Source organism: Acidovorax sp. KKS102, assembly GCF_000302535.1.
GTDB lineage: Bacteria > Pseudomonadota > Gammaproteobacteria > Burkholderiales > Burkholderiaceae_C > Acidovorax.
Genome location: NC_018708.1, coordinates 4,200,054 through 4,215,248, shown reverse-complemented (window position 1 = coordinate 4,215,248; position 15,195 = coordinate 4,200,054). Strand labels below are relative to the sequence as shown.

Below are 15,195 nucleotides of genomic sequence, written 5' to 3'. Positions count from 1 at the left end.
TGCATCCCCGACTATGCCCTGAAACGGCAGCGCCCCCTGTCGGACAGATGCTCACAAGGCATCAATCCGTGCTGCGGCGCCTATTTGGACAGCAGCCGCATCGTCTCTTCCAGCCCCTTGAGCGACAACGGGTACATGCGGTTGCCCACCAGCTGCTGGATGATGCTGATGCTTTGGCGGTACTGCCACACGCCCTGGGGCTCGGGGTTGATCCACGCAAACTTGGGGAAAGCGTGCGTGAGGCGTTGGATCCACTCCGCGCCCGGCTCTTCGTTGTTGTATTCCACGCTGCCGCCGGGCTGCAGGATCTCGTACGGGCTCATGGTCGCGTCGCCCACAAAGATCAGCTTGTAGTCCTTGTTGTACTTGCGGATGATGTCCCAGGTCGGGAACTTCTCGGCAAAGCGGCGGCGGTTGTTCTTCCACATGAAGTCATAGACGCAGTTGTGGAAGTAATAGAACTCCAGGTGCTTGAACTCGCTCTTGACCGCGCTGAACAGCTCCTCGACGCGCTGAACGTGTTCGTCCATGGTGCCGCCCACGTCCATCAGCAGCAGCACCTTCACGTTGTTGTGCCGCTCGGGCACCATCTTGATGTCCAGGTAGCCCGCGTTGGCGGCCGTGCTGCGGATGGTGTCGGGCAGGTCCAGCTCCAGCTCATGCCCTTCGCGCGCAAACTTGCGCAGGCGGCGCAGCGCCACCTTGATGTTGCGTGTGCCCAGCTCCTGCTGGTCGTCGTAGTCCTTGTAGGCGCGCTGCTCCCACACCTTCACGGCACTCTTGTTCTTGCCCGCGCCGCCAATGCGCACGCCCTGTGGGTTGTAGCCGCCGTGCCCAAACGGGCTGGTGCCGCCGGTGCCGATCCACTTGTTGCCGCCTTCGTGGCGTTCTTTCTGTTCTTCGAGGCGCTTCTTCAGCGTCTCCATGAGTTCGTCCCAGCCCATCTTCTCGATGGCGGCTTTCTGCTCGGGCGTGAGTTCGTTCTCCAGGATCTTGCGCAGCCAGTCGGCCGGGATCTGCTTGGTGAAGTCGGCCACCATTTCGACGCCCTTGAAGTAGGCGCCGAAGGCCCGGTCGAACTTGTCGTAGTGCTTCTCGTCCTTGACCAGCGTGAGGCGCGAGAGGTTGTAGAAATCGTCCAGGCTCCACGCGTCATCTGACTTGGGGCCCACCACACCGGCCTGCAGCGCTTCGAGCAGGGTGAGGTATTCCTTGACCGACACGGGCAGCTTGGCCGAGCGCAGGGTGTAGAAGAAGTCGATGAGCATGATTTGGGCCTCTAGCGCTAGTGTTTATTGCGCGTGACGCTCTAAAAGATATAGCAGCTGCGCCTTGGCCTCCGGCCATTCGCCAGCACGCATGCTGTACATCACCGTATCGCGGATGGTGCCGTCGCGACGCAGCGCGTGGCCGCGCAGCACGCCGTCTTTCTTGGCGCCCAGGCGTTCGATGGCGCGTTGCGACGCAAAGTTGTAGTTGTCGGTGCGCCAGCCCACCACATGGCAGCCCAGCGTGTCGAACGCGTGGCCCATCATCAGCAGCTTGGCGGTGGTGTTGACGTGGGTGCGCTGCACGCTGTGGCGGTACCAAGTCCAGCCGATTTCCACGCGTTTCACGGCGGGCACGATGTCGTGGTAGCTGGTGGAACCGAGCACTTTGTCGGTGGCATCTTCCACCACGGCAAAGGCAAAGCGGTTGCCGTCTTCGCGCATCTTGAGCGCGGCTTCGATGTACGCGGAGGTGTCCTGCGGCTCGGGCACCGAGGTGATGCGCAGCTTCCACAGCTCGCCATCGGCAGCAGCGGCCCGCAAGCCGTCTTCGTGGGCCAGCGCCAGCGGCTCCAGGCGGACGCCGCGATCCCGCAGCGTGACAGGTTCTACAAAAGCCATGGGTCTCTACCCTTTGATCATCAGTCTTTGGATGGCTGGCTGCGGCGGCTGTTCTGCCAGCGCCGAGCCCCATGCAGGCCCAGGCCGCCGCCGATACCCACGAGGGCGATTCCCACCAGGCTGCCGGTGCCGTAGCCAGGCGCGAAAATGTCGAGCCCGAGCAGCTGGCCGAGCCAGAAGCCCAGTAGCGCACCCCCCACAAAGCCCACGGCATCCGCAACGCCGTTGACCAGCAGCTGGCGGGTGTTGTCGTGGCCGTTGCTGTAGCTCACTCAGCGGTTCCTCTGGTTCATGAACACCAGCTTTTCAAACAGGCTCACGTCCTGTTCGTTCTTGAGCAGCGCGCCCACCAGCGGGGGCACGGCCACCTTGTTGTCGGCGCTTTGCAGGGCGGTGAGCGGAATGTCTTCGGCCACCAGCAGCTTGAGCCAGTCGATCAGCTCGCTGGTCGAAGGTTTCTTTTTCAGGCCGGGCAGGTTGCGCACGTCATAGAACGTCTTCATCGCCACGGTGAGCAGTTCGCTCTTGAGCGTGGGGAAGTGCACGTTGATGATCTGCCGCATGGTGTCGGCTTCGGGGAACTTGATGAAGTGGAAGAAGCAGCGGCGCAGAAACGCGTCGGGCAATTCCTTTTCGTTGTTCGAGGTGATGAACACCAGCGGGCGGTGCTTGGCCTTGATGAGTTCGCGCGTTTCGTAGCAGTAGAACTCCATGCGGTCGATTTCGCGCAGCAGGTCGTTCGGGAATTCGATGTCGGCCTTGTCGATCTCGTCGATCAGCAGCGCTACGGGGCGGTCGGCCGTGAAGGCCTGCCACAGCACGCCCTGGATGATGTAGTTGCGGATGTTCTTCACGCGCTCGGCGCTGTCGCCATCGTTGAGCTGGCTGTCCCGCAAGCGACTCACTGCGTCATATTCATACAGGCCCTGCTGGGCCTTGGTGGTGGACTTGATGTGCCACTGCAGCAGGGGCATGTCCAGCGCCTGCGCCACTTCCTCGGCCAGCATCGTCTTGCCCGTGCCGGGCTCGCCCTTGATCAGCAGCGGCCGTTGCAGCGTGATGGCGGCATTGACGGCAAGCATCAGGTCTTGGGTGGCGACGTAGTTCTGGGAGCCTTGGAATTTCATGGGGGAAAACACCGGATCGTTGATGAATGGGCTTGACAGGGCGCTGGCTATAATCAACGGCTGATCAGAGCCCAGAGCTGAACTTCCACGAGATTGTGCGCGCAAAATGAACAAAACGTTGACCACGCTATTTGCCCTGGCTGTCGCTTCCGTGACCGCCTTGTCCCACGCCCAGGAAGCCAAGGGCGACGTGGAATCCGGCAAGCAAAAGATTGCCATGTGCATTGGGTGCCACGGCATTCCAGGCTACCAAGCCAGCTTCCCGGAGGTGCACAAGGTGCCCATGATCTCGGGCCAAAGCGCCAAGTACATTTCGGCAGCGCTGGTCGCCTACCAAAAGGGTGAGCGCAAGCACCCCACCATGCGCGGCATCGCCGAGTCGCTGTCCGAGAAGGACATCGCTGATGTGTCGGCCTATTACGAACAACACGGCAAGACCGGCGCCGAGCTGCCTGCCAAGCCAGCGCGCGAACCCAGCGTGCAAGTGGCCGAGCTGCTGAAGAAGGGCGCTTGCGTGTCTTGCCACGGCGACAACTTCGCCAAGCCCATCGACCCGTCTTATCCCAAGATCGCTGGCCAGCACGCTGATTACCTGTTCGTCGCTCTCAAGTCCTACAAGGTCGAGAAGAACGCCAACGTGGGTCGTGGCAACGCCATCATGGGCGGTGTGGCCAAGCAGTTCACCAACGCCGAGCTGAAGGCTTTGGCCAACTACGTGAGCAGCCTGGACGGCGACCTGCACACAGTGCCCCAGTCGCGCTTCCGTTGATCAGCAGTCTTGCTGAGCGCAACAAAAAAGCCCGCTTCGGCGGGCTTTTTGCTGGGCGACTGAATCGTCAACGACTGGCGGCCCATGCCCCCACCGCCAGACACACGCAAGCCGTGACCGTCAGGCGCCATCGCAGCGGCAAGTACCACGCAGGAAGCGCGGTACGCGCAGCCAGCCGATGGTCTTGCACCAGGTGCGCAGCAAAGCCTGCGATCAGCAGCACCGACCCTGCTACAGGGGGCAATAACATGGCAGGCCAGGCCATCAGCGATGGCACCACGCTCCATACAAAGCAGCGTGTGCGCTCTGGGGCGCTCAGCCCGCTTTGTGCCATGGCGAAGCCCCAGTGCAGAGCGCCCACAAAACTCAGAATCACCGCGCCGTAGGCCAGCAGCGCTGCGCTCCACCACGGTGCGCTGGGTGACCACAGGCCCACGGCTGCCAGCGCCAGGAACGGCAGCAGGCCGCCGTAGCCCAGCCAGGCCACTGCCGGCGGGATAGGGGCGGAGGAGGGCGAAGGCAAAGGTGGTGTGGGCGTGTGGATATGCGTCGACATGAAAGCCTCCAGATGTGTGTCTGCATTGTCTGGAAAGTGAGACTCCCGAGTGCCATGCATGGTTGTGCGTGCCAGCCAGCCGTCTTTTCGCGGGTGCCTCAAGCCCTATGCCTACAAAGCAGCCCGGTATCGCCAGTTAAAATATTCGCTGGGTGTCGGCGCCATGGTGGCCCGGCAGGTTCATGCGCTGGTCGGGCCGCCGCGCGGCTTTTCTGCGACCCATGAACTCATCCCCTACCCTGATCCAGGTGGTTGGTGCCGTCCTTTTCGGCCTGGCCATTCTTCACACCTTCTCCACCAAGTATTTCGAGCACCTTGCGCACACGCAGCCCCGGCACGCGGGCATCTGGCATCTGCTGGGCGAGGTAGAGGTCGTCTTCGGCTTTTGGGCGATGGTGCTCATGCTGTTCATGTTCTCCATCAGCGGCAAGCAGGAAGCCACGGCCTACCTGGACTCGCGCAATTTCACCGAGCCGCTGTTCGTGTTCGCGATCATGGTGATCGCCGCGACCCGGCCCATCCTGGAATTGTCTGGGGTCCTCGTCCGGACGCTTGCCGCCTTGTTGCCGGTGCAGCGCGGCATGGCCATGTACTTCGTGGTGCTGGCGTTCGTGCCTCTGCTCGGGTCGTTCATTACCGAACCGGCGGCCATGACGCTGGCCGCGCTGATGCTGCGGGACACGCTGTTCTCTCATCCCATCTCCAGCCGGCTCAAGTATTCGACCATCGGCGTGCTGTTCGTGAACATCTCGATTGGTGGAACGCTCACTTCCTTTGCGGCGCCACCCGTCCTGATGGTGGCTGCCAAGTGGAACTGGGACATTGGGTTCATGCTGTCCAACTTCGGCTGGAAGGCAGCAGTGGCTGTACTCATCAATGCAGCCATCGCGATGCTGATCTTCCGCAACCAGCTGGGCCACATGGGCCGCAAGATCCCTGTCTCCGAGTCCCCCGTGCCGTGGACCGTGGCGGGCGTGCACCTTGCCTTCCTGGTGCTGGTGGTGGTGTTTGCCCACCATCCCGCCGTGTTCCTGGGCCTGTTCCTGTTCTTCATGGGGTTCACCACGGCGTACCAGCGCTACCAAAGCCCGCTGATCTTGCGCGAGGCGCTGCTGGTGGCGTTCTTCCTGGCTGGGCTGGTGGTGCTGGGCGGCCTGCAGCAATGGTGGCTGCAGCCCCTGCTCATGAAGATGGATGCCAACGCTGTGTTCTTTGGCGCCGCGGCACTCACCGCGTTCACCGACAACGCTGCGCTGACCTACCTGGGCTCGCTGGTCGAAGGTCTGAGTGACGAGTTCAAGGTGGCCCTGGTGGCGGGCGCCGTGACGGGGGGCGGCCTGACGGTGATTGCCAATGCGCCCAACCCGGCAGGTGCATCCATCCTGAAGGAGAAATTCTCGGACGGCGTCATCAATCCGCTGGGTCTGCTGCTGGGGGCCTTGCCGCCTACGCTGGTGGCGGTGACGGCGTTTCGGGTGCTGTAGTGTTATGAGACGGTCAGCGATCAGCCAGCACCGCCTGGTTGGTCATGGCTTCACAGATGGATCGGATCTGAGGGCGCATCAGCCGGGCCACCTCATCACGCCGGTGCGATTCGAGCCTTCCTGAAATGGCGGCCACGCTGATGGCGGCGATGGGATTGTCCGGGGGGAAGGCAATGCCAATGGCGGCTGTGCCAGGGGTGACCACGCTGTCCAGAAACGCGTACCCCTTGTCGCGGCCCACCTTGATCGCTTCGCGCAGGTAGGGGGCTGTGACGAACCCGTACTTCTCATACTTGGGCGCGTTGGCATCGATGATGGATTCGGCCTCATCCGGCGGAAGTGCGCACAGGATGGCTAACCCGCCCGCTCCCACGCCCAGAGGGCGGCGAATGCCCACGTCCAGCGCCAGCGACTTGATCGGATAGTCGCCCAGTGCACGGTGGGTGCACACCGCCTCCAATCCGCTGCGTTCGCTCAGGTAGATGGTGTCCTGCGTCACTTCGGCCAGCTTCTGCAGCGCGCCGTCACACAGTTCCGACAGTCGGTAGCGGGGCCGTGCGAGCAAGCCCAGCTCATACAGCAGCGGTCCCAGGTAGTACTTGCGCGTGTGCATGTCCCGGTTCAACAAACCTTCTGCCTCCAAGCGATGAAGCATGCGAAAGCAGGTCGATTGCGGCAGCCCGCTTGTGGCTGCTATTTCGCCGATACGCATCCCGCCCCTTCCACGAGACGCCACGATGCGGAGCATCTGTACTACCCGTTCAATGCTTTGGGTACCTGTTTTAGAGTTTCCACTATGTGGCGGTTCTTTTGTCTCTAAGGGGACTTCTATGGCATTTTTATTCATGATGTCTTTGTAGTTTGTATCCACATAGTGGGCAATATAGGGTTTACCCAGAGGGTTTGAGCGCCGTTTGATTTTTTAATAAGTTATCAAACGATTTGTTCAACTTCCACATAGTGGATAACTGGGTAAAGCCGCATGTCTTACACGATGACTGAAAAGATCCTCGCCCGGGTTGCAGGAGTGCCTGCCGTCAGGGCGGGTGACGAGATCCTGGCAAGGCCGGATTTCGTGATTGCCTACGACTTTCCGGGCTATACCGATGTGTTCTTCAAGGAGGCCAAAGAGGAGTTCGGTGTGGACAAGGTGCCGAGCCCTGAGCGCTTTGTGCTGTTCATCGACCACATGGTCCCGGCCGCTGCTCCCAAGGAGGAAGAACTCCACAAGATCACCCGCGCCTGGGGCAAGGAGCAGGGTGTGCCTGTGCATGAGCGCGAAGGCATTGGCCACCAGGTGTCGGCCGAGCTGGGTTACGCCACGCCGGGTGCCTTTGCAGTGCACTTTGACGGGCATGTGAGCCAGTTGGGCGCGTTTGGTACCCTGGCGATGGGCGCCCGCAAGAGCGTGCTGGAGACCTTTGTCTCCGAGCGCATGGCGCTCGTGGTGCCCGGCACCGTCAAGATCGAAGTCACCGGTACAGTGCAGCCCGGCGTGATGGCGCGGGACATCTTCCACCACCTGGTGCGGGTGATGGGGCCTTCTTCCTGCCGCTTCAAGGTGGTGGAGCTGTGCGGCCCTGTGATTGACGCCATGAGCATCGAAGGCCGCCAGACGATCTGCGGCCAGGCCATGTTCCTGGGCGCGACGACGATGCTGATCGCGCCCGATGCCAAGACGCTCGAATATGCCAAGGGCCGCGCCAAGATCGCTCTGGACCCGGTGTACCCTGATGCCGACGCGCACTACGACCGTGTCGTGACCGTGGATGTGAGCGATCTGGCCCCCATCGTGGTGGCGCCGCCCAGCCCCGCCAACACGCGGGACCTGACCGAATACGCGGGCCTGGAAGTGCACATGGGCTATCTGGGCAGCTGCGCCAGCGGGCGGCTGGAGGATCTGCGCGTTGCAGCGCAGGTGCTCAAGGGTCGCAAGATCAAGCCGGGCTTCCAGCTGCATGTGGTGCCCACCTCGCAGGCCATCATGTCGCAGGCCGCCAGCGAAGGCCTGATCTCCACCCTGGTGGACGCAGGTGCATTCATCAGCTCGTCCAGCTGCGACTACTGCTATGGCCGCATCGCCACCATGACGGATGGCCAGCGCGCTGTCTCCACCGGCACGCTCAACACGCCCGGCCGCATGGGCAGTGCCGATTCCGAAATCTTCATCTGCAACGCCGCGGTGGTGGCTGCATCGGCCCTGGAGGGCTGCATCACCGACCCCCGGCCCTACCTCGCCAACACCGAAGGGAGCGCAGCATGACCCTGCCCACATTGCACGGCCGCGCGGCCTGGATCTTTACCGAAGACGACTACGACATCGACCTGATCGTTGGCATCAAGAACATCAAGATCACCGACATCAACGAGCTGGCAGCGGTCACCATGGCCAGCTACGACCCTGACTTTGCCCAGTCTGTCAACAAAGGCGATCTGCTGGTAGGCGGGCAGAACTTTGGCTATGGCCACCCGCATTACCCGGCCATGCGCGCCATGCGCCACCTGGGCGTGGCAGGCGTGATTGCCGAGTCGTTCTCTCCCGGCTTCTTCCGGGGCGAGATCAGCATGGGGTTCCCGCTGATCACCTGCCCGGGCATCCGTGCGGCGACGCAGCGGTGGGACACCCTGCAGGTGGATTGGGAGCGCGGCGTGGTGGTCAACCAGCGCACGGGGCAGACACTGCCGTTCGAGCCCTGGTCGTCCACCGAACGCGCCACCATCGAGGCGGGTGGGTTCACGCCCTATCTCAAGGCCCGGCTGGCACGCGAGCGTGCTGCCGCAGCGTGACGCGCAAGGGCTCAATATGTTGCAAATGATCGTGAGCGGCGTCGCCCTGGGCGCCATCTATGGGCTCATCGCTCTGGGCATCGTGATGGTGTTCAAGGCGACGGGCATCCTCAACTTCGCGCATGGTGAGGCGGCCATGCTCTCGGCCTTTGTGGCCTACACCCTGTTCAAGCTGGGTCTGCCGCTGTGGGCGGTGGTGCCGCTCACGTTGCTCTTTGGCGCAGCGCTGGGCATGGCGATCGAGCGGTTCATCATCCGCCGCTTCATTGGCAAGGCGCTGCTGTCGTCTGCGATCTGCACGCTGGGCCTGTTCCTGGTGTTTGGTGACCTGGCCATCTGGGTGTGGGGCAAGGACACGCAGGAGCTGCCCAGCATCTTCCCGGCCGCGCCCATCGACATCGGGGGCGTGATCGTTTCGGGCATCGACCTGGGCATCGTGGCCGTGTGCGCCACGCTGGCCGCCCTGCTGTTTGCGTTCTTCCGCTTTACGCGGCTGGGTATCGCCATGCAGGCGACGATGGAAAACCCCACGGCTGCGCGCCTCATGGGCATTCCGATCAAGCGCATCTATGCGTTGGCTTGGGCGCTGTCGCACGTGATCGCAGCTACGGCGGGCTTGCTGATTGCGCCGCTGACTTTCGTGCACTTTTCGATGATGCAGCACGCACTTCACTTCGCGTTCGCTGCTGCCGTGCTGGGTGGCATTGGCAGCATGCCAGGCGCGCTCCTGGGCGGCGTGATCATTGGTGTGTCGTCAAACCTCACTGGCGCCTACGTGTCCTCGGCCTGGAAGGACGCCGTGCCATTCATCGTGATGCTGGTCATCCTGATCCTGCGTCCCCACGGTTTGCTGGCCCGCGCCCAGATCAAGAAGGTCTAAGGAGCCGCCATGACCAAAGTCTTTGACGCATACCCCTGGCTCGGCCCGGTGCTGTTCGTGCTGGCCTTCGTGCTGGCGCCTCTGGTGCCCGGTGGCTACGTGCTGTACATCTTCACGCTCGTCATCATCTACACGCTGGCTTCGTTCGGCACCAACATCCTCACGGGCTACACCAACCTGATCTCCATGGCGGGTGCCGTGTTCTTCGGCATCGGTGCCTATGGCTCGGCCATCCTCACCACGCACTTTGGCGTGCCTCTGGTGCTGTCGATGTTCATTGCCGCCAGCATCGCCACCGTGGTGGGCTTGCTGCTGGCGCTCCCCGTGCTGCGACTGGAAGAGGTGTTCCTGGCGATTGCCACGCTGGGGTTTGTGATGATCTCGGTAGAGATCGCCAAGTCCAGCGGTGACATGTCGGGCGGTGAGAACGGCATGGGCGCGCCTGGCCCCACCTTGTTTGATTGGGCGCTGGACGAGCGCGCGTACCACGTGTTCACCGCCGTCGTGCTGGCGGGGGCGCTGTGGATTGCGCGCAATCTGGCACGCAGCCGCTTCGGGCGGGGCTTTCTGGCCATCAAGGGCAGTGAGACGGCCGCTCGCGCTCTGGGCCTGAACACCACAGCGCTCAAGCTGGTGGCGTTTGGCGTTTGCGCTTTCTACACCGGGCTGTCAGGCGCTTTGTACGCGCCGCTGGTGCGCTTTATCGACCCATCGCTCTTCAGCATCATGGTGTCGATCAGCTTCGTCTCGATGGTCATCGTGGGCGGTCTGGGTTCCATCCTGGGCTCAGTGCTGGGCGCGGTGTTTGTCATCGGCGCGCCGCAGTTGCTCACGTACCTCGGGTTCGATCAGTTCCAGCGCGCACTGTACGGCGTGGCCATGATCCTGGCGTTGATGTTCCTGCCCGATGGGCTGGCCAGCCTCTTCAAGCGAAAGCGTCTGCCCGGTGCGGATGCAGCGCAGAGCGGGGGTGTGCGATGAGGGTAATGGACGCCAAGACCTTGCCGTCGCAGGCGCCGGTATCGGCAGTATCCGGCCGACCAACGCCGTTGCTCAGCATCAAGGGTGTGCGCATGGCGTTCGGCGGCATCGTGGCCGTGCAGGATGTGAGTTTCGATGTGATGCCCGGCACGGTACATGCATTGATCGGGCCCAACGGCGCAGGCAAGACGACGATGCTCAACTGCATCAGTCGCTTCTACACGCCCCAGCAAGGCGCTATGCGGTATCGCACACCCGCGGGTGAAGTGGAGCTGCTGGGTTGCAAGGCCCACCAGGTGGCGCGACTGGGCATTGCCCGCACGTTCCAGAACCTGGAGCTTTTTGCGGAACTCACGGTGTTCGACAACGTGCTGATCGCCCGCTCGATGGCGATGCGCGCCACGCTGGTGGAGGCTTTGCTGGGCCTGCCGCGCCAGCGCCGCGAGGAGCGTGCAGAACGTGAGCGCGTCGAGACCGTGCTCGAAAAGCTCAACCTGCAAGCCCATGCCCACGCCGTGGTGCGCGACCTGCCCTATGGCACGCAAAAGCTGGTGGAGCTGGCCCGTGCCATGGCGCTGGAGCCGCGCCTGATGTTGCTGGACGAGCCCGCTGCGGGCATGAACAACCGCGAGATCGATGCCCTGGGTGAAACGCTCAAGCGGCTGCAGGCCAGCACGCAAGCGACGCTGCTGCTCATCGAGCACAGCATGCCGCTGGTAATGTCCATCTCGGACACGATCACTGTCATGCACAACGGCGCGTTTCTGGCACAGGGCACACCCAGAGAAATCGAAAACCATCCCGCCGTGGTCGAGGCGTATCTCGGAGGAGGCAAGAGTGGCAAACGGCGTTGAGACATCCAGTGCACCGGCACTGCTGAGCGTGGACAACCTGAGCGCGGGCTACGGAAAGATCCGCGCGCTACACGGCGTCAGCCTGCGTGTGCCTCAGGCCCGCATCGTGTGTGTGCTGGGCGCCAATGGGGCCGGCAAGACCACGTTGATGCGTGCGCTCTCGGGCCTGTTGCCGGTCAGCGAGGGGCAGGCCATTTATGATGGCCAGTCCATTGCCAACGTGCCTGCCGAAGCACTGGTGCGCCGCGGCATTGCCCATGTGCCGCAAGGCCGCATGGTGTTTGCGCAGCTTACGGTGCGCGACAACCTGGTACTGGGCGGGTACACCCGTCCCGCCGCCGAGGTACGCGATGACATCGACCGTGTGCTGGGCTATTTCCCCCGGCTCAAGGAGCGCATCACATCGCGTGCCGGAACCCTGTCCGGCGGCGAGCAGCAGATGCTGGCCATTGCCCGGGGTCTGCTGGCCAAGCCACGCCTGCTGATGCTGGACGAACCATCCATGGGCGTTGCGCCCATCCTGAAGGACGCCATCTTCGAAACGCTGCGCGACATCCGCGACCGCGAAAACCTCACGCTGCTGATCGTGGAGCAGGACGCCGACATTGCGCTCGACATCTCCGATGAAGGCTACGTCATTGAGACCGGCCGCGTGGTGATGCAAGGGCCCGCTGCCGAACTGGCGGGCAATGAAGACATCCGCCGCGCCTACCTGGGGGGCTGACGCCAACCCACACCTCCCTATTCCTTTCCCCATGTTCCCTTCCCACCGATAAACACAGGAGACAAACCATGAGTCACTTCATTCCACGCCGTACCCTGCTGGCCGCAGCGGCCGCCTCGCTGATTGCTGCATCCTTCAGTGCCCAGGCATTCGAAAACAAGGAAGAGGGCGTGCTGACCCAGGAGATCGTTCTGGGCTCATCGCAGCCGCTGTCGGGCACGCTGGCCTACATGGGCAAGGCCGTGGATGAGGGCATGCGCACCTACTTCGACATGGTCAACGAGCAGGGCGGCGTCAACGGCCGCAAGATCAAGCTGATCACCTATGACGACGAACTCAAGCCCGCCAAGTCGGTGGCCAATGCGAAGCTGCTGGTCGAGCGCGACAAGGTGTTCGCGATGGTTGGCAATATCGGCCACGCCACCAACATCAGCGCCTACGAATACAGCTCCACCAAGAAGGTTCCCACCATCGGCGCGCTGAGCATCTCGGACCTGACCTCCAACCCGCCGCGCGACCTGCTGTACGTGCTGCCATCGCCCCAGTCCACCGAGACGGCGGCCTACATCGACCACGCGGTCGAGGTGCTCAAGGCCAAGAAGATCGCGATGCTTTACCAGAACGACGGCTGGGGCAAGCCAGCCTACGACATTGCCGTGCAGCGCATGGAAAAGCACGGCATGAAGCTGGTTGAGGCGCAGACCTTCGAGCGGTTTGCGACCGACCTTACCTCGCAGGTGTTCAAGCTCAAGCAGGCCGAGCCCGATGTAGTCATCGTCTACGCGCTGGGTCAGGAGGCCGTGCAGTTCTTCCGCGGTGCCGAAAAACTGGGCTGGAAGCCTACGGTGTTCGGTGCGGGCGGGCTCAACGACCCCAAATTCATCGAGCTGCTGGGCAAGACGCAGTCCAAGCTGTACGTGGCTTCGTACTACGACGCGGTGGACGGCAACAACCCGGCCATCCAGTCGTTCTTCCAGCGCTACGCCAAGCTGTACCCCAAGTCGGCACCCACGTCGATGGCGCTGATGGGCTATTCGTCGGCCGCTGTGACCGTCGAGGCGCTGAAGCGTGCCGGTGCCGAGCCCAGCCGTGCCAAGGTGGTTGCTGAGCTAGATGGCATGAAGGATTTTGACCAGAAGATCGGCCCCAAGATCACCTTCCAGCCTATCAGTGCTGGTGGTTATGCGCGGCGCGGCCAGACAGGCGTGGCGCTGATGGAGCTCAAGGACCAGAAGTTCGTGTCCATGGGCAGCTATATCGACCCTGTGAAGCGCTGAGGACCTGACCATGACCAAGAGCTTGCGACAACAGCTGCGTGCGCGCATCCAGTCAGGCCCGACCTTCTGGATGGCGGGCGCGCAAGACGCCCTGTCGGCCCTGCTGGTGGACCAGTCGGACTTTGACGGGATTTTCACCACCGGCTTTGGCATCTCGGCATCCTTGCTGGGCCAGCCAGACATGGAGGTCTACACGTTGACCGAAAACGTGGGCGTGGTGCACAACATCGTCAATGTGGTGAAGAAACCGGTGTTTGCAGATGCCGACACCGGATACGGCAACGTCATCAACGTTGCCCGTACAGTGCGTGAGTTCGAGAAGGCGGGTGTGGCTGCGATCTCGATCGAAGACCAGATCAGTCCCAAGCGCTGCCCGGCGGCGGCGGCCGTGACGCCCGTGGTCTCCATCCCCGACGCTGTAGCGCGCATCAAGGCAGCGGTGGATGCTCGCCATGACCCGGACTTCCTGATCGTGGCCCGCACCGATGTGGCCGACCCCGAGGAGGCTATCGAGCGTGCCGTGCGTTTTGCCGAGGCCGGTGCGGACCTGATCCAGCCCATCTCGCGCACCTTCAAGGGCTATGAGGATTTGGTGCGCTTGCGCAATGCCTCGGGCCGTCGGCTGTCGCTGCAGCTCATGCAGGGGCTGTGGATGTCGCGCCTGACGCGCTCGCAGATCGAAGAGGTGGCAGCCTTTGCGACCTACCCGGTGGTGACGCTGATGAGCACGGTGCATGCTTTGCAGAAGAATCTGGCGACGCTGTCGGCACGTCGCACGGGCGATGTGGACGGTTTGCCCTGTGGACAGACCAGCATGGCCGACTTCAAGGAAGTGATTGGCTGGAAGGCGATGGAAGAGCGCCAGACGCATTACGAAACGGCTTGATCGTCCCCGAAGGGCTTTCACCACCAAAAACAAAGGCCAGTGCTCATGGGGCGCTGGCCTTTGTCGCTTTCTCAGAGGCTTGCTGGATCAATCGCGCGTGGCGCGGCGTTGCACGGCGGCAATGTAGGCATTGCCATCCGGCGGGCGGCCGGAGCGCTGGCTTTCCCACAGCATCTCGCCCAGGCAGTCCATGGCGGCGTGGTGTGCGTCGTGCAGCGAGTCGAGGCGTGCCGTCAGCAACTCCACCGCCTGGCGGATACCACGGGGCTGGTCGATGCTGCACTGTTCACTGATCGACAGGTGCATCGACAGGTGCAAAAACGGATTGGTCTGACCCGGTGTTTCGTCGTAGTTTCGCGCCACGGCGGCGTCGGCATCCGACAGGTCGCCATGGTATTCGGGGTGCTCGGCGATCCACAGGCTGGCCAAAGTTTCGATGGCTTCCATGGGGGCGCCGCTCTGGGTCTTGGCGTGCACGCCGCACAGAAAGCGGCGCACATCGGCTTGGGAGGGGCTGAACATGGAGCGTGAGGGTAGCACGCAGGGCAAGGGCTTGGCATGCGCAGGGGCGGTAAGTACGGAGGACAGAGATTGGGCCGTGCGGGTCGCGCCTGTGCGCTACAGGGCGCCGGGGCGGCGTCCTACGCGGGCGGCGGGCTCGCGCACCTACATTGGGCTGGCGCAAAGGCAGGGAGCCGGGACCCCTTTGTCGCAGTCCTCAAAACCCGGCATGTTGGGAGAACTGTCATGAAGGCAATGCGAATTGTGGGTGTCCTGCTGCTGGTGCTGGGCCTGGCCGGGTTTTTGACCGGTGGTTTCAGCTTTACCAAGGACACCACCCAGGCCAAGCTGGGGCCGCTGGAACTCACCGTGAAGGAAAAAGAGTCCGTCAACATTCCGCAGTGGATGAGCCTGGGCGCGATGGTGCTGGGCGGCGTGGTGTTGGTGCTGGGCTTTCGCAAGAACTGAGGTCACCCATCG

At 62.8% G+C, this 15,195-nt stretch carries 18 protein-coding genes and 1 pseudogene; 11 read left to right on the top strand and 8 right to left on the bottom strand.

Translation table 11 applies throughout. The annotated features are described in order from the left end of the window. Positions 1-80: 80 nt before the first annotated feature. From C380_RS19390 to C380_RS19375, 4 genes are read right to left on the bottom strand one after another with little or no spacing between them, the layout of a single operon-like run. A complete protein-coding gene (locus C380_RS19390) occupies positions 81-1,268 on the bottom strand; it encodes a VWA domain-containing protein (protein WP_015015544.1) in 1,188 nt (395 codons plus the stop codon). A gap of 24 nt (positions 1,269-1,292) precedes the next feature. Next, a complete protein-coding gene (locus tag C380_RS19385) occupies positions 1,293-1,889 on the bottom strand; it encodes a GNAT family N-acetyltransferase (protein ID WP_015015543.1) in 597 nt (198 codons plus the stop codon). A gap of 20 nt (positions 1,890-1,909) precedes the next feature. Continuing rightward, positions 1,910-2,161: a hypothetical protein gene (locus C380_RS19380; RefSeq protein WP_015015542.1), complete on the bottom strand. Its 252-nt coding sequence runs from the start codon at positions 2,159-2,161 to the stop codon at positions 1,910-1,912. Continuing rightward, on the bottom strand, positions 2,162-3,016 hold the full coding sequence (locus C380_RS19375) for a MoxR family ATPase (RefSeq protein ID WP_015015541.1): 855 nt from the start codon (positions 3,014-3,016) through the stop codon (positions 2,162-2,164). A gap of 106 nt (positions 3,017-3,122) precedes the next feature. Here C380_RS19375 and C380_RS19370 point away from each other — a divergent pair, with 106 nt between their 5' ends. After that, positions 3,123-3,785 (top strand): cytochrome c, encoded by a 663-nt coding sequence (locus tag C380_RS19370; RefSeq protein ID WP_015015540.1) that lies wholly within the window; start codon positions 3,123-3,125, stop codon positions 3,783-3,785. Positions 3,786-3,852: 67 nt separating this feature from the next. Here C380_RS19370 and C380_RS19365 read toward each other — a convergent pair whose 3' ends face one another. Then, a complete protein-coding gene (locus tag C380_RS19365) occupies positions 3,853-4,341 on the bottom strand; it encodes a DUF3429 domain-containing protein (protein ID WP_015015539.1) in 489 nt (162 codons plus the stop codon). Between the two features lie 221 nt (positions 4,342-4,562). Between C380_RS19365 and C380_RS19360 the strand changes: the two genes are divergently transcribed. Further along, positions 4,563-5,825, top strand: a complete 1,263-nt coding sequence (locus C380_RS19360; RefSeq protein ID WP_043566898.1) for a putative Na+/H+ antiporter — start codon at positions 4,563-4,565, stop codon at positions 5,823-5,825. Positions 5,826-5,838: 13 nt separating this feature from the next. On the opposite strand, the gene C380_RS19355 is transcribed toward C380_RS19360, so the two are convergent. Beyond that, positions 5,839-6,438, bottom strand: coding sequence for an IclR family transcriptional regulator (locus tag C380_RS19355; protein WP_238544127.1), 600 nt, complete (start codon positions 6,436-6,438; stop codon positions 5,839-5,841). Positions 6,439-6,450: 12 nt separating this feature from the next. After that, a pseudogene (locus C380_RS25920) lies at positions 6,451-6,672 on the bottom strand (helix-turn-helix domain-containing protein); the annotation flags it as partial. Between the two features lie 135 nt (positions 6,673-6,807). Between C380_RS25920 and C380_RS19350 the strand changes: the two are divergent. The 8 genes from C380_RS19350 (at position 6,808) to C380_RS19315 (ending at position 14,214) form a co-directional block, all read left to right on the top strand. Next, positions 6,808-8,088 carry an aconitase family protein gene (locus tag C380_RS19350; protein WP_043565647.1) on the top strand — a complete coding sequence of 427 codons (1,281 nt, stop codon included), beginning with the start codon at positions 6,808-6,810 and terminating at the stop codon, positions 8,086-8,088. After that, a complete protein-coding gene (locus tag C380_RS19345) occupies positions 8,085-8,612 on the top strand; it encodes a 3-isopropylmalate dehydratase (RefSeq protein WP_015015535.1) in 528 nt (175 codons plus the stop codon). The genes C380_RS19350 and C380_RS19345 overlap by 4 nt, the downstream gene beginning before the upstream one ends. 16 nt (positions 8,613-8,628) lie before the next feature. After that, on the top strand, positions 8,629-9,492 hold the full coding sequence (locus C380_RS19340) for a branched-chain amino acid ABC transporter permease (RefSeq protein WP_043566893.1): 864 nt from the start codon (positions 8,629-8,631) through the stop codon (positions 9,490-9,492). A gap of 9 nt (positions 9,493-9,501) precedes the next feature. Then, entirely contained in the window at positions 9,502-10,473 is a 972-nt protein-coding gene (locus C380_RS19335; RefSeq protein WP_015015533.1) for a branched-chain amino acid ABC transporter permease, read from the top strand. A gap of 5 nt (positions 10,474-10,478) precedes the next feature. Continuing rightward, positions 10,479-11,327 carry an ABC transporter ATP-binding protein gene (locus C380_RS19330; RefSeq protein ID WP_015015532.1) on the top strand — a complete coding sequence of 283 codons (849 nt, stop codon included), beginning with the start codon at positions 10,479-10,481 and terminating at the stop codon, positions 11,325-11,327. Further along, positions 11,311-12,051, top strand: coding sequence for an ABC transporter ATP-binding protein (locus tag C380_RS19325; protein WP_015015531.1), 741 nt, complete (start codon positions 11,311-11,313; stop codon positions 12,049-12,051). Before C380_RS19330 ends, C380_RS19325 begins: the two co-directional genes overlap by 17 nt. A 68-nt stretch (positions 12,052-12,119) precedes the next feature. Continuing rightward, entirely contained in the window at positions 12,120-13,328 is a 1,209-nt protein-coding gene (locus C380_RS19320; protein ID WP_015015530.1) for an ABC transporter substrate-binding protein, read from the top strand. 10 nt (positions 13,329-13,338) lie between these two features. Next, positions 13,339-14,214: an oxaloacetate decarboxylase gene (locus C380_RS19315; protein WP_015015529.1), complete on the top strand. Its 876-nt coding sequence runs from the start codon at positions 13,339-13,341 to the stop codon at positions 14,212-14,214. Positions 14,215-14,301: 87 nt separating this feature from the next. On the opposite strand, the gene C380_RS19310 is transcribed toward C380_RS19315, so the two are convergent. Then, on the bottom strand, positions 14,302-14,736 hold the full coding sequence (locus tag C380_RS19310; protein WP_015015528.1) for a DUF1841 family protein: 435 nt from the start codon (positions 14,734-14,736) through the stop codon (positions 14,302-14,304). A gap of 225 nt (positions 14,737-14,961) precedes the next feature. Between C380_RS19310 and C380_RS19305 the strand changes: the two genes are divergently transcribed. Then, positions 14,962-15,183, top strand: a complete 222-nt coding sequence (locus C380_RS19305; protein ID WP_015015527.1) for a hypothetical protein — start codon at positions 14,962-14,964, stop codon at positions 15,181-15,183. Positions 15,184-15,195 lie beyond the last annotated feature (12 nt).

Excerpts from the sequence above, each read along its gene's own strand:
- C380_RS19390 (WP_015015544.1), bottom strand. The coding sequence starts at position 1,268 with ATGCTCATCGACTTCTTCTACACCCTGCGCTCGGCCAAGCTGCCCGTG.
- C380_RS19385 (WP_015015543.1), bottom strand. The coding sequence starts at position 1,889 with ATGGCTTTTGTAGAACCTGTCACGCTGCGGGATCGCGGCGTCCGCCTG.
- C380_RS19375 (WP_015015541.1), bottom strand. The coding sequence starts at position 3,016 with ATGAAATTCCAAGGCTCCCAGAACTACGTCGCCACCCAAGACCTGATG.
- C380_RS19370 (WP_015015540.1), top strand. The coding sequence starts at position 3,123 with ATGAACAAAACGTTGACCACGCTATTTGCCCTGGCTGTCGCTTCCGTG.
- C380_RS19365 (WP_015015539.1), bottom strand. The coding sequence starts at position 4,341 with ATGTCGACGCATATCCACACGCCCACACCACCTTTGCCTTCGCCCTCC.
- C380_RS19360 (WP_043566898.1), top strand. The coding sequence starts at position 4,563 with ATGAACTCATCCCCTACCCTGATCCAGGTGGTTGGTGCCGTCCTTTTC.
- C380_RS19355 (WP_238544127.1), bottom strand. The coding sequence starts at position 6,438 with ATGCACACGCGCAAGTACTACCTGGGACCGCTGCTGTATGAGCTGGGC.
- C380_RS19350 (WP_043565647.1), top strand. The coding sequence starts at position 6,808 with ATGTCTTACACGATGACTGAAAAGATCCTCGCCCGGGTTGCAGGAGTG.
- C380_RS19345 (WP_015015535.1), top strand. The coding sequence starts at position 8,085 with ATGACCCTGCCCACATTGCACGGCCGCGCGGCCTGGATCTTTACCGAA.
- C380_RS19340 (WP_043566893.1), top strand. The coding sequence starts at position 8,629 with ATGTTGCAAATGATCGTGAGCGGCGTCGCCCTGGGCGCCATCTATGGG.
- C380_RS19335 (WP_015015533.1), top strand. The coding sequence starts at position 9,502 with ATGACCAAAGTCTTTGACGCATACCCCTGGCTCGGCCCGGTGCTGTTC.
- C380_RS19330 (WP_015015532.1), top strand. The coding sequence starts at position 10,479 with ATGGACGCCAAGACCTTGCCGTCGCAGGCGCCGGTATCGGCAGTATCC.
- C380_RS19320 (WP_015015530.1), top strand. The coding sequence starts at position 12,120 with ATGAGTCACTTCATTCCACGCCGTACCCTGCTGGCCGCAGCGGCCGCC.
- C380_RS19315 (WP_015015529.1), top strand. The coding sequence starts at position 13,339 with ATGACCAAGAGCTTGCGACAACAGCTGCGTGCGCGCATCCAGTCAGGC.
- C380_RS19310 (WP_015015528.1), bottom strand. The coding sequence starts at position 14,736 with ATGTTCAGCCCCTCCCAAGCCGATGTGCGCCGCTTTCTGTGCGGCGTG.
- C380_RS19305 (WP_015015527.1), top strand. The coding sequence starts at position 14,962 with ATGAAGGCAATGCGAATTGTGGGTGTCCTGCTGCTGGTGCTGGGCCTG.